At 51.4% G+C, this 12,355-nt stretch carries 10 protein-coding genes and 1 other annotated feature; of the genes, 3 read left to right on the top strand and 7 right to left on the bottom strand.

What is annotated here, in order from left to right:
* Positions 1-40: 40 nt before the first annotated feature.
* A complete protein-coding gene (locus tag AC50X8_RS23025) occupies positions 41-1,156 on the bottom strand; it encodes a hypothetical protein (RefSeq protein WP_494881733.1) in 1,116 nt (371 codons plus the stop codon).
* A 194-nt stretch (positions 1,157-1,350) separates the two neighbouring features.
* On the opposite strand from AC50X8_RS23025, the gene AC50X8_RS23030 reads away from it, so the two are divergent.
* Positions 1,351-2,250, top strand: a complete 900-nt coding sequence (locus tag AC50X8_RS23030; protein WP_494881735.1) for a DUF1963 domain-containing protein — start codon at positions 1,351-1,353, stop codon at positions 2,248-2,250.
* 164 nt (positions 2,251-2,414) lie between these two features.
* Here the strand turns inward: AC50X8_RS23030 and AC50X8_RS23035 are convergent, their stop codons facing one another.
* From AC50X8_RS23035 to AC50X8_RS23045, 3 genes are all read right to left on the bottom strand, one after another.
* Positions 2,415-3,644 (bottom strand): aminotransferase-like domain-containing protein, encoded by a 1,230-nt coding sequence (locus tag AC50X8_RS23035; RefSeq protein WP_494881737.1) that lies wholly within the window; start codon positions 3,642-3,644, stop codon positions 2,415-2,417.
* Positions 3,645-3,877: 233 nt separating this feature from the next.
* Entirely contained in the window at positions 3,878-5,041 is a 1,164-nt protein-coding gene (locus AC50X8_RS23040; RefSeq protein ID WP_494862459.1) for an iron-containing alcohol dehydrogenase, read from the bottom strand.
* A 125-nt stretch (positions 5,042-5,166) separates the two neighbouring features.
* Positions 5,167-6,234 carry an EamA family transporter gene (locus AC50X8_RS23045; RefSeq protein WP_494881739.1) on the bottom strand — a complete coding sequence of 356 codons (1,068 nt, stop codon included), beginning with the start codon at positions 6,232-6,234 and terminating at the stop codon, positions 5,167-5,169.
* 400 nt (positions 6,235-6,634) lie between these two features.
* Here AC50X8_RS23045 and AC50X8_RS23050 point away from each other — a divergent pair, with 400 nt between their 5' ends.
* Positions 6,635-7,600: an L-lactate dehydrogenase gene (locus AC50X8_RS23050; RefSeq protein WP_056033838.1), complete on the top strand. Its 966-nt coding sequence runs from the start codon at positions 6,635-6,637 to the stop codon at positions 7,598-7,600.
* 65 nt (positions 7,601-7,665) lie between these two features.
* Positions 7,666-7,903: a binding site (T-box leader), on the top strand.
* Positions 7,904-7,973: 70 nt separating this feature from the next.
* Positions 7,974-9,671 carry an arginine--tRNA ligase gene (gene argS, locus AC50X8_RS23055; protein WP_494881741.1) on the top strand — a complete coding sequence of 566 codons (1,698 nt, stop codon included), beginning with the start codon at positions 7,974-7,976 and terminating at the stop codon, positions 9,669-9,671.
* Positions 9,672-9,747: 76 nt separating this feature from the next.
* Here argS and AC50X8_RS23060 read toward each other — a convergent pair whose 3' ends face one another.
* The 3 genes from AC50X8_RS23060 to AC50X8_RS23070 form a co-directional block, all read right to left on the bottom strand.
* A complete protein-coding gene (locus tag AC50X8_RS23060) occupies positions 9,748-10,026 on the bottom strand; it encodes a hypothetical protein (RefSeq protein ID WP_046233598.1) in 279 nt (92 codons plus the stop codon).
* A gap of 176 nt (positions 10,027-10,202) precedes the next feature.
* Entirely contained in the window at positions 10,203-10,538 is a 336-nt protein-coding gene (locus AC50X8_RS23065; RefSeq protein WP_494881743.1) for a hypothetical protein, read from the bottom strand.
* Between the two features lie 651 nt (positions 10,539-11,189).
* Positions 11,190-12,284: a hypothetical protein gene (locus AC50X8_RS23070; RefSeq protein WP_494881745.1), complete on the bottom strand. Its 1,095-nt coding sequence runs from the start codon at positions 12,282-12,284 to the stop codon at positions 11,190-11,192.
* Between the last annotated feature and the right edge of the window lie 71 nt (positions 12,285-12,355).

Below are 12,355 nucleotides of genomic sequence, written 5' to 3' on the forward strand. Positions count from 1 at the left end.
TTCCCTTCCCACTCACTTGCCCTCTCCCTTGCCCCAGCTCCTACAGCTCCAATTGCGCGATAAACAATTGCTGGGCTTTGGCAGCACCATTCATCATCGGATAAATAATGACCCGGTATGCCTGATCGCTGACGCGGCAAATATCGTTTAATACGAGCGATTCGCTGGCTGGAATAGGCAGCAGCTCGCCTGTCAGCTGATTCGTGTAGCCGCGTTCTCCGCTATGTGTAAAAATCGCGCGCAGCTCCGTATTTTGCACAATTGCCCATCCATTACCCTCTTCAAAAGTAAAGCGGATGATATCCGTCCCGTCCGCAAGGCGCACAGGCTCCCAGACGCTGTAAAACGGGCTTGGCAGCTCATGCAGTGCATGCGTCTCCCGCCGCCCGTCCGGCGCAACAACACCGAGATTCAGAGCATTTCCGAGCGTGAAAATAACCCGCATATCCCGTTCGCTTCCGAGCTCCAGCACCTCAAGCAAATCCGCATCGAACCCGCTCAAGCGGCGTTCTTCCATAACGTTACCTTGGCTGTCTAGCGGACGGTGCAGCAGTTCTTCCTCCTGATGAAGAACAGCAAGCAGATGAAGCCTGCCCTCCGGATCAAGGGAGATTTTATTGTTTTTGGGCATCGGCAGCTTGATAACCTTGCTTGACTGGATGCGGCCATCCGCAAATTCCAGCCGCAGCAGGCGGTCCGGCTTTTTATCGCTGAACCAATCCTCATCGTGGAACCAGGCTGATTTCTCTGCCGAAGCGGCATATTTCCCTGGAAAAGGACGGCTCCCTTTAGGAGCGGCATGGTCGCTGCGTCCGTACAGCGGCAGCGCTATATCAAGCTCCTTGCCATGTGAAGTGCCAAGCGATACCCAAACCGCGCCATCCGGGCTATGGAACAGCTCAGGCAAAACGCCCTCCTGCTCATGCTGCGTATCAATAAGACTGCCGCTCTCATCCAGATGGATATAGACGACATCGTAAAGACCGCTTTGATTGTCATGATAGGCATAAGCCGCAATCACTGTACCGCCCCTCGGAGCAGCAATGGCTCCTTTTGGAGAGATGCCGCCCGGATGATTCAATAGGGTCACTTGACCAATCGTATCCGTTAACGTCTCGACATTCCAAGCTTTACTCCAGCTTTTCAATTCTTCCATCTGTCTATCAGCCCCTTATTTCTATCGTACTTTGATTTAGGTAGAACATCACATAGGGAAATATACCCTTTTATCGGCAAACTCTATCTTTCTCGCCAGTCCAATGTGGTAAGCTTTCCTCGCAGCGGGGTAATGGTTCAATACGACTTGGTTTATGACGACTAACCTAATTCCAGAATGGAGTGTTCATGCTTATGTCCAATCACCTTAACGAACAGCTGTCACAAGCGTTGGAACAATTGCTGAATGAGCATCAACTATCTCCCGCTGCCGAAAAATTGCTTCCGCATGCCCGCAGCACAGTGAAGCTGTCTGCACTAGAGCCTGATTTATATGAAAAGGTCGGCAACTCGCGCGTCGGCGGCTATCCAGACCTTCCGCAAGCGATGAAATGGCCGACGGAATCGTCTGGCAAGCTGATGACGCCGCTCGCCCAGCTGAATATGGCAGATATAGCGCCTGCATGCAGACAGGGCTGGCTGCCTGAAGCTGGCATGCTGTATTTCTTTATCGGCATGGACGAAGGGGCTGCGAACGTCGAGCATCGCATTATTTTTGTCGAATACCCGCAGCAGCTTGCTCTACGCCATCCCGAGACGGCAACGATTCTTGAGGATATTTATGAAACGTCGTTTCATCCTTACAAAGCCGCAGCCTTTTCAGCGGTCGAGCTGCCGAACATGCCTTATGTGGATTATGAGGTCATTGATTTTGAGGAGGGCTCGACCGACCGCTATTTTGAGCTTGCCGCCGAGATGCAGGGGGATCGCAAAACCAATTGGGGAACGATGTTCGGCTATCCGGCCGGGCAGCATCACGATGCTGAGGAGGAAGCGGCACTGTTCATTTTGGCGGATAAGACGACCGAAAATGACAGCGAGAAGGCGATGAAGCATTTGATGGACAGGCTCCGTGGAAGCCGGGAGCGGGCCGAAGCGGAAATCGCGGATATGATTATGCTGCTGGAAATAGACAGCAACGAACTAGTCGGCTACCAGTGGCAGAATGCTGGCGTCATTCATTTCTTCATTCGAAAAGAGGACCTGCTGGCTCGCAATTTCAGCCGCACCTACTGCTCGCTGTATTCCAGCTAACCTTCACATCAATAGGAGTACATGGAATATTTAAAAAGCGCGAAGCTTCGCCTCGCAGATTTCCTGCTGACGGCGAGGCTTCGCGCTTTATGTCGGGAATCGAACAAGGTGGATCTCAAGAGGATACGGATCGCCAGTTAAGCCCCGGCCAGTTAAGCTCGGATCTAGGCTTGCAGCTCGGGAACAGCTTGCTGCGCCGCTGGGCCTTGCAATGCTTCATAATAAGCCTCTGCCAAAGCCTTAATGCCGCGTTCGATCTGCTCCGTGTTGCAGAAGCTAAAGCACAGCCGCAAATGGCGTGAGCCCTGCCCATCCGCGAAAAAAGCATTGCCCGCTACAAAGCTGACGCCCTTCGCAAGCGCTGCTGGCGCAAACTGCCGCACATCCACCTGCTCGTCAAACGTCACCCAGACGAAAAATCCGCCATCCGGCGCCTGCACCGAAATATGCTTCGCAAACTCCCTCCTGAGCGCTTGAATCATCGTATCGCGCTGCGCTCTATAGCGCTCGGTAAGTTTTGCTACCTGCTCATTAAATCCATAATGCTGCAGCAATTCGCCAACGACCTCTTGGGTAAAAGGATTAAGCTGGCTTCCCAGCGACAGCGTCGCCATATGCGTAATGACCTCCGGTGCGGCAATTGCCCAGCCGAGGCGCAGTCCAGGGCCCAACGTCTTCGAAAATGTGCTGACATAGATGACCTGCTCCGGCGCAAACGAATAGATCGCAGGAAGCGTCTTCCCGCTAATGTTCAGCTCGGCATAAGCATCATCCTCCAAAACGAGGAAATTGTAGGCCACCGCCAGCTCCGCAATTTTCCGCCTGCGCTCCAGCGACAGGCTCACACCCGTCGGATTATGATAGTTCGGCATGCAGTACAGCAGCTTCGGTATCGGCTCATTGCTTGCAGCTGCCTGCTTCAAGGCTGCTTCCAGCAGCTCGACCTGAAGACCCTCCTCATCGACGGGGATCGACTTGATGACGGCACCCGCTGCGCGGAACGCCTGCAAGCCATTAAAGAAGGTCGGCCCTTCTACCCAAGCCTCATCCCCCGGGTTTAGCAAAATTCGCGCGGTCAGGTCAATGCCTTGAATGGCGCCAAAGGTCGGAATAAAATTTTCCGCCCCAGCATGAATGCCGAACTTGCGGGAACGTGCCAGCACCCAATCCCTGACGCGGGCTGGCCCCTTCGCTCCCGAATAATGGAGCGCATCCGCCCGGTCCCATTTAAGAGCTTCCGCCGCTGCTGCATGCAGCTCCTCAACCGGCAGCAAGTCCGTTGCCGGAAAGCCGTAGGACAAATGAACATGCTGCGGGTCTGTCACCTTCGTTCCGCCAATGGATCGTGCGGGCAAGTTGCGGGCAAAACGATACGCTGCTGCTTGATCTCCCATCTGAAAAAGCCTCCTCTAATATCCGATTATTCCGATTATTTTATATGAATTTAACTTATCACTCCATATATGCAGCGGTCAACGGCACGGATAATAGAGATTTTCTATTCCATCATTGAAATTTCAAGGATTGGAGATGATATAGACCCATTGCTGGCCAGAAAAAAAAGCACTCAGGCGTGCTGCTTGCGCAGCAGTACCTGAATGCTTTATAAAAGCTTTGACTTCCTGGCTTACAGGCTCGCCGTCAAGATGCTCTTGACCGCTTCCTTGTCCAAGCTCTTGAAGGAGCCGATTGGGCCGAATACAGTCGCTTCCGCCGCCATCCGGTCAATGTTCTCGCCACCAATGCCCAGCTCGCCAAGTGTTGCAGGCTCGCCAATGCGCGTAAAGTAGGCGCGTGTCGCTTCAATACCCGCAAGCGCCACTTCCTCATCGGATTTGCCGCTCGGATCGATGTTCCATACCCGTACCGCATATTGCACGAAGCGGTCAATACGCTCTTGATACACATGCTTCATCCAGTTCGGGAAGATGATCGCAAGTCCTGCGCCATGTGCGATATCATAAATCGCACTTACCTCATGCTCGATGCCATGCGACGCCCAGTCCGTCACGACGCCAATCGGCAGCGTGCCGTTGAGCGCAAAGGTGCCGGCAAGCAGCAAATTCGCTCTGGCGTCATAGTCGGAGCCGTTTTCGATTGCTTTTTCACCATTTTCAATGACCGTTTGCAAAATGGATTCTGCAAAGCGCTCCTGCAGCGGCGTATTGGTCGTCAGGGAGAAATATTGCTCGAACACATGCGACATAATGTCGACAATGCCGTTCGCCGTCTGATCCTTCGGCACGGAATATGTCAGCTTCGGATCAAGAATCGAAAATTTCGGATAAACAAGCTTGCTGCCGAGACCGCGTTTTTGCTGCGTTTCCCAGTTGGAAATAACCGCATTGCCGTTCATTTCCGAGCCGGTAGCGGCAAGCGTCAGCACGGTGCCGATAGGCAATGCCTCTTGGATGACTGCTTTGCGGATCGTGAAATCCCACACATCGCCATCATAGAGCGCCCCAGCTGCAATCGCCTTGGAAGCATCCAGCACGCTACCGCCGCCAACGGCGAGCACGAACTCGATTTTTTCGCTGCGGCAAATGTCGATCCCTTTATTAATTGTCGTTAGACGCGGATTCGGCTCCACGCCAGACAGTTCATGAACGGTTGCGCCAATGCTATTTAATTGGGAAATCACTTCGTCATAAAGCCCCGAACGCTTGATGCTTCCGCCGCCGTATACGAGCAGAACTTTCGTTCCGTATGGCTTGACCAGCTCTCCAAGCTGCTGTACCTTCCCTGCTCCGAATATGAGCTTGGTTGGGTTGTACAATTCAAAATCTTTCATAGTAAGTGAAACCTCCCGTTAAGTAAAATAAGTGAACGGTTGTATTATAACACTTTCACTGAGTTTTCTAAAGTTATAGACGTTTCGTACTTAACTCGCCTGTATTCAGCGCAGGCCGCTTCACATTAGGAGCCATACAAACGCAAGAGCAGGATGCCTGCGAACGCGGTCGAAATCCCGATCGTCTCCAGTTTGGAGAACCGCTCCTTCACAACGAACCGCGTATAAAGCAGCACGATTAGCACATTAAGCGCCGTTACGGCCGACACCAGCCCCGCCTTCCCTACATCAAAGGCCGTCACAATAAACATCATGCCCACTGCATTGGTAATGCCGACTGCCATCCCGACGGAAAACGTGCGGCGGAAGCTCCAGCTGCGTTTGTCTGCTGTGCCTGCTCGGTTGGCTGCCTGAGCTGCCACGCTCACGATTGGCTGAGTGCTTGGACTCGCAGTCCCGTTTCTTGCGCCACTCGTGATACCAGCATTAACCGCACTAACCGTATTAAGAGCATTGAGAGTATTCACAGCGTTAAGAGTAGTTGCTGCGGCACCTGCCGCTATCTCCTGCGCTGCTTGGCCTGCTGCCGCAGCAGCAGCACGTACGGAGCGCAGGTCGCGCAGCCACCAAAGCCCAAAGCAGATCGAGCCGCTGCTGAACATGCAGACAAGCGTCGGAAACAACGGCGCATCCATCATCGTCGACCATTTTCCCGACAAATCGTTTCCGGCAAACAGCAGCATCGCCAGCAGCCCCCATTGCGCTCCTTGCAAATTGCCACGGGTAATATCATTGGAATAACGCACCAGCAATATACCCGCAATAATGATAATAAAGGAGCTGAGCTGCGCCATATTGAGCGTCTCGCCCCATACCGCGAAGGCGACAACGACGACAATTGCCGAAGGAAGCGCGGTCAAAATCGCAACAATAGAGGCTTTGCCCACGGCAAAGCCCTTGAACATGCTCGCATTTGCGCCGAAAGAGAGCAGTCCCATCTGCACGCCAATAAGCGATGAAACGGTGAAAGATGTTCCAGTCGCCAGCGTACAAACAAGTGTAATCAGCGCCCCTGAGAAAAATACACCACACAACAGCGCATTGCGATTAAGCGCCTGCTGGCTCGTCCAATGATACAAAATCCCCCGCAGCCCAAAGCTCGTCGCCGCCAGCAAGGATAATACAAGCCACATGAATTCCATTCCTCCATCTGTGTCTGCCCACATATACTTTCCCTATCATGACAGCTGAAAGTTAGATTGTAAATGTACGAAAATAAGCGGTTTATCTATATTCAACCTTAGGACTTCTGACCTGTACAGTGTGGACAATCCTCCCTGTTCACTTGTGGATAAGTATTGGAGGTGGCGGAAAATACTCCATTTGAACTCTGTTGATAATGTGCATAACTCTGTGGATATGTTGAAAAGCAAAGCTCTATCCGCCATAGGATGGCAGGTCAAAATGTGCATATTTTCACGCTTTTGCTTCCATGTGACATAGACAAACATGGATTGAACATAGCCGTCACATCATGGGCTGGATGCCGCATATAATAGCGTAACGAGGTTACGGTGGAGGAGATGCAAACGGATGGCAAACAAAGCGCGCAAGGTCGCTATTGTAGGAGTCGGTCAGGTCGGTTCAAGCTGCGCGTATGCCTTAATTAACCAGTCGATTTGCGATGAGCTGCTGCTCATTGACCGCACGTTCGACCGGGCCTATGCACAGGCGCTCGATTTGTCGCACAGCATGGACTTTGTCCATGGCCGCACAAAGGTTGCTGCTGGAACGCTGGAGCAGTGCGGGGATGTGGACGTTATCCTTCTCTGCGCTGGGGCGTATCCCGTCGGCAGCGATGATCGGCTTGATGTGCTGCATACGGTGCGCGAGATTTATGAAACGATGATTCCGCGCATTATGAACAGCGGATTCAGCGGAATTTTTGTAGCGGCCGCCAATCCTGTGGATATTGTGACGTATGTCGTGTGGGAGCTGTCCGGCATGCCGCGTTGCCAAGTGATTGGCACCGGAACGTCCATCGACTCCTCGCGGCTCAAGACGCTGCTCTGCGAGCATTTTCCAGTGGATGCCCGCAGCGTGCAGGGCTATGTGCTTGGGGAGCATGGCGAGTCGCAGTTTCCCGCCTGGTCGCATGTGACGGTTGGCGGCAAGCCGCTGCTGCATATTTTGGCCCAGCATCCCGAGCGCTTCGGGCATGTGAAGCTCGGAGCGCTCGCGGAGCAGACCCGCAATGCCGGCTGGGAAATCTATACGCGCAAAGGCTCGACCAGCTTTGGCATCGGCAATGCGCTGGCGCATATTACCCGCTCTATTCTAAACGATGAGCATCGCATTATTGCCGTGTCTGCGATATTAAACGGCGAATATGGCCAGCAGCAAGTATGCGCTGGCGTCCCCGCGATCATCGCCCGCTGCGGGGTTAAGGAAATCGTCGAGCTCAAGCTGACTACGCGGGAGCAGCGGCTGATGGAGCGCTCATGCTCGATTATACGCCAGGCGATTGAGAGCCTGTGCCTCGTAACCGAGAAAGAATAGCTGCAAGCTTGGCCGACTAAAAACGGATTGATTTTTCTGATCGTATCCGATATGATAGCTGTTAATTAACATCAAGGAACGGGAGAGTAACCTACATGGGTGCCATTTCAAGCGAGCCGGGACAGTGGAAGCCGGCAATGGACGATTAGGTGAAGCGCACCCGGGAGATGGCGGCCTGAAACGAGCAATCATGCTAGGGACGTCCGGTTCAGCACCGTTACAACGGCGAGATGCCCCTCTTTGTTTCTGTGCGGAGGCGGCAACAAGAGTGGTACCGCGGGGATAACAGGCCTCGTCTCTTATTTTTAGAGACGGGGCCTTTTTGGCGTGCTGCTCTACTCTGGCCGGAACATTTATTTTAGAGAGGAAGATGATGATGCTGTTAATGGACAAAATCGCGCTGGCATTGGCCAAAGCCCTCGCTCTGCCCGAAGCGGATATTCGGCCCTTGCTGGAATACCCGCCTGATGAGGAGCTTGGCGATGTCGCCTTCCCCTGCTTCACGATAGCTCGCACGATGAAACAAAGCCCCGTTAACATTGCTGCTTTGCTTGAGCCCCTGCTGGCAGATGCGAGCTGGAGCGTTCGGGCTGCCGGCCCCTATTTGAATTTCAAATGGAATCGGGAACTGGCAGCCGCGCAGCTTATTGCAGATTGGCAGAACGGAACCCTCATGCATGCAGCTATAGGGAATGGAGAGCGTGTCATAATCGACATGTCTTCGCCCAATATTGCGAAGCCGTTCGGCATTGGGCATTTGCGCTCGACGATGATCGGCAATGCGCTGTACCATATTTTGCGCAAGGTTGGCTATGAGTCGGTCAGCGTCAATCACTTGGGCGATTGGGGCACGCAGTTCGGCAAGATGATTACCGCCTATCTAAAATGGGGCGACGAGCAGCAGCTTGCAGCCGATCCCATTAAGGGCTATTTGGAGCTGTATGTGCGTTTCCACGAGGAAGCAGAGCAGCACCCCGAGCTGGAGGATGAGGCGCGCAGCTGGTTCGCCAAGCTGGAAGCTGGCGATGCTGAAGCGATTCGCTGCTGGAGCCAGTATATTGCCGACAGCCTGAAGGAGTTCAATAAGCTGTATGCCCGGCTCGGCGTCAGCTTTGACCATTTTCTTGGCGAAAGCTTCTATAACGATAAAATGGACGCCGTCGTCCAGCAGCTTCAGGAGCAGCAGCTGCTGGAGGAAAGTGAAGGCGCACAGGTCGTCCGGCTGGATGAGCATGAGCTGCCGCCTTGCCTCATTCGCAAATCCGATGGCACATCCATCTATGCGACACGTGATTTGGCGACTGCCATTTATCGCCATGAAGAGATGAAGGGCAGCGAGCTGCTGTATGTTGTCGGCTCGGAACAATCGCTGCATTTCCGCCAGCTGTTTCTCGTGCTTGAGAAAATGGGCTTTGCGTGGGCAGCCGCCTGCAAGCATATCCCGTTCGGGCTTATGAAGCTGGACGGGCAAAAAATGTCCACCCGCCGCGGCAAGGTCGTTTTTCTAGAAGAAGTGCTGGATGAAGCGGTACAGCGGGCTTTGCAAAAAATAGAGGAAAAGAATCCAGCGCTTGCAGGCAAGGCCGAGGTAGCCGAAGCGGTTGGCATTGGCGCCGTCGTGTTCGGTGATCTCAAAAATACGAGAATGCTCGCGGTCGATTTTGTGCTGGAGGATGTACTGAATTTTGAAGGGGAGACGGGCCCGTACGTGCAATATGCTTACGCCAGAACACAGCGGATATTGGCAAAAGCGGCCGGCAGCGACGTCGCAGCAGCACCTCAGCCTGCAGATTATGAGTATGTGACGGGCGATTATGCTTGGCTGCTAATGAAGATGCTTTTGCGCTACACAGCAGCCCTTGGAGACGCCGCCAAACGGCATGAGCCATCGATTCTCGCCAGATATTTGATTCAGCTCGCCCAGGCGTTCAATCGTTTTTATCATCATGACAAGGTGCTCGCTGGGGACGCTGGGGAGCGGATCGTTAAGCTTAAGCTGGTGCAGGTGGCTGCCGATGTGCTTAAGGAAGGCTTAGAGCTGCTCGGCTTGAAGACGCCGAAGGAAATTTAGACGCAAAGCGCAAAAAACAGGCATCCACCAGCCAGAGGCGGGGATGCCTGTTTTTGTAAGCTTGTTCAAACAAGTATTAGCTATTCGTCGGTTCCGGAATAAGATCCTTCTCGATGATCTGCTGATTGAAATGAGCAATGTTCTTCTCAAAGCAATTACAGTAGTAGTCTTTCCGGCACAATGGACACGGCACGTTCAGCATACGCGTAACGCCTGTTAATCTCCATACTGGCTTCTGGCTGTAGAACAAACGCGCCTTAGAACCTTCACTAAGTGTCATGATGAACTGATATAACCCTGAGGCAAGATCTTTGTCGGCTAAAATAACGTTCTTAATCTGCAGTTTCGAATTCAAGATTTTCACCCTTACTGTTCGTATTCAAGATTGTGTAATAATACCCTTTATAGCGCCTTAAGTCAATATTTCCGCCATTAGGTCCATCGTTTTGCTTTGAAAATCTTCATACGAAAGTAAGGAATTCCCGCTTCGGTGAATCCATTTTTATAACGAGGCATGCATGATTTATGCTCTTACACTTTTTTTCTCAAAGCAAAGATGAATATCAGATAGGCTATGATGAGAGCAAGATTGAACAGCGGAAGGATCGTTTTCCAAAGCTCATTCGGAGCCATTGCAAACATTAGCATTCCACCTATAAATAACAAATAGATGTTTTGCACTCTTCTTTGAGGCTCCCATCCTGCTCTTATGATACTAACAATGACCCATAATGTAATCAGCAAATAAGCGATTAGAGCAATTAAATTAAGCATGACCCTACCACCTCGTTCAGGGTTACAATAACGACGAACGTTTAATCGCTCGATTGCATGGATAAGCATAGATTCATCATTGCCTGAATTCATTTAAACACTTGTCTGCCAAATTCAATATTTACGCCAGCGACTAAATTTTATCATACAGAATTTTTATTATGGTTAAAAAAAGCAAAATTTAAAGTTGAAAGTGCTATAATAGCGTTTCATAACGAACCTGCTAGGCACATATGTAAACCAGATCGGGACTGAGGACTGAGATTCCGCTATTCTGACTTTTGAGCCGAGTTCAGGACGTAAGCGGACAGGAGAGCCGTTATCACTCCCATTATCCTAATAAAATGGCCATTTACAGCGCATTAGCGGCTCCTGAGTCCGCAGCCTGTGCCATAACCCGTGATCCTGTTAAAATAGCTGCTGCTGTGTCCGCCAAGTTTATCGGAAATACGTGTGACGCTAATTTTGATCTAATTCTGGCTCATTTTCGTTCATATAAAGGCACTAAAATAACTTCATATTAAGCTGGAGGTTTTTTCATGAAGTTTATAACAAAATCTTTAATAGATGTAAGTATACAGGAGACTAGACCAGCGCTAGTTCATTCTAAGCTTCCTTGTTTTTTGCAAAGCCTGTGAATTAAAGTAATTTAAATTAACCATAAAGAGGATGTCCTTAAGTAGCTGAGTAGCTGCTAGCTATTACGGACATCCTTATTTTTTCATAAATATAATGATGCAGCTTTTATTTCAATGTAATCACAAACGTAATAAAATCGTTCTGCTCCTGGGAATAAGTTGCGGCGACGATTTTTTTGCCAGAAGGGCTCCAGCCGAGATCATCGGATAAATATTGGACATCCAGCTTGATCGGCACTGTATCGCCACTAATGGCATCCGCTACAAATACGCCGTTGTCGCCGTCCGTTCCTTCCGATGTCAGGCTGTAGGCCAGCTTCTTGCCATCCGGCGACCAGCTTGTGCCAAATACTTGCGTCGCGCTGCCCAGCTCAATCGGCTCATTGCCCTTGGCATCCGTAATCATCAGCGTACGTGTCGTATTCGATGTCCGCTTCACCAAAGCGAGCTGCTTGCGCTCTGGCGAGGGAATCACCCAGACGACGTCCGTCGCCAGCTTCTCTGCCTGCTTGCTGCCATAGGGAAGAAAATACAGCACTTCATTCACCACATAATAAATGCCGCCCTCGCCAGGCACTGCCGTAAATATCCGATGATCGCTGCTCAAAATCGTCTCCAATGTGCCATCAACGCTCGCCTTGATTACTTTTTCCTCGACCGTCAAAAACAGCACATGCGTATCGTCCATCCACATGCCTGTCGTCGTATCGATCACATCGCTGCCCAGCTCGACCGACTCTCGCGTTTCTAAATTCATCATGTAGCCGTGGGCACTTTCTTCATTGTTCAGCTTATAAAATAAATATTTCCCATCCGGAGACGGCTTGGCAAATCCCTGATGCGCAGGCTGCTCATGCAAGGCCTTCTCCTGCTTCGTTGCCAGATCGTGCACATACAAATTGTTGGGAAACATCATTTCCCCTTCCACCGCTATTTTCTGCTCATTTTCATTGCGCTTGACGATGACCAGCTGCTCCTCGGTTATAAAGCTAATCCCCCGCGTTCTGTCTATTTGCGTTATTTGGCTAACAGCAACCTTCGTATCGGTCGATTGGCCCGGCTCTACGACGGTAATTGTTTTATCCGGCTTTTGAATTGTTTCGCGTGCAGGTGCCGTTCCGTCTGCGCAGCCCGCAAGCAGCAAAGCCACACAACAGGCAGCTGCGCCTGTATTTATCCATTTAAAATGGGTTTGTTTCATCTCGCATTTCCCCTCTCCCTTATTGCTATGCGCTTATTGTAATCCGCGGATGTTTCCGCCTCATCTCCAGC

The organism is Paenibacillus sp. JT22N15 (assembly GCF_059383755.1).

Excerpts from the sequence above, each read along its gene's own strand:
- AC50X8_RS23025 (WP_494881733.1), bottom strand. The coding sequence starts at position 1,156 with ATGGAAGAATTGAAAAGCTGGAGTAAAGCTTGGAATGTCGAGACGTTA.
- AC50X8_RS23030 (WP_494881735.1), top strand. The coding sequence starts at position 1,351 with ATGTCCAATCACCTTAACGAACAGCTGTCACAAGCGTTGGAACAATTG.
- AC50X8_RS23035 (WP_494881737.1), bottom strand. The coding sequence starts at position 3,644 with ATGGGAGATCAAGCAGCAGCGTATCGTTTTGCCCGCAACTTGCCCGCA.
- AC50X8_RS23040 (WP_494862459.1), bottom strand. The coding sequence starts at position 5,041 with ATGAAAGATTTTGAATTGTACAACCCAACCAAGCTCATATTCGGAGCA.
- AC50X8_RS23045 (WP_494881739.1), bottom strand. The coding sequence starts at position 6,234 with ATGTGGCTTGTATTATCCTTGCTGGCGGCGACGAGCTTTGGGCTGCGG.
- AC50X8_RS23050 (WP_056033838.1), top strand. The coding sequence starts at position 6,635 with ATGGCAAACAAAGCGCGCAAGGTCGCTATTGTAGGAGTCGGTCAGGTC.
- argS (WP_494881741.1), top strand. The coding sequence starts at position 7,974 with ATGATGCTGTTAATGGACAAAATCGCGCTGGCATTGGCCAAAGCCCTC.
- AC50X8_RS23065 (WP_494881743.1), bottom strand. The coding sequence starts at position 10,538 with ATGAATTCAGGCAATGATGAATCTATGCTTATCCATGCAATCGAGCGA.
- AC50X8_RS23070 (WP_494881745.1), bottom strand. The coding sequence starts at position 12,284 with ATGAAACAAACCCATTTTAAATGGATAAATACAGGCGCAGCTGCCTGT.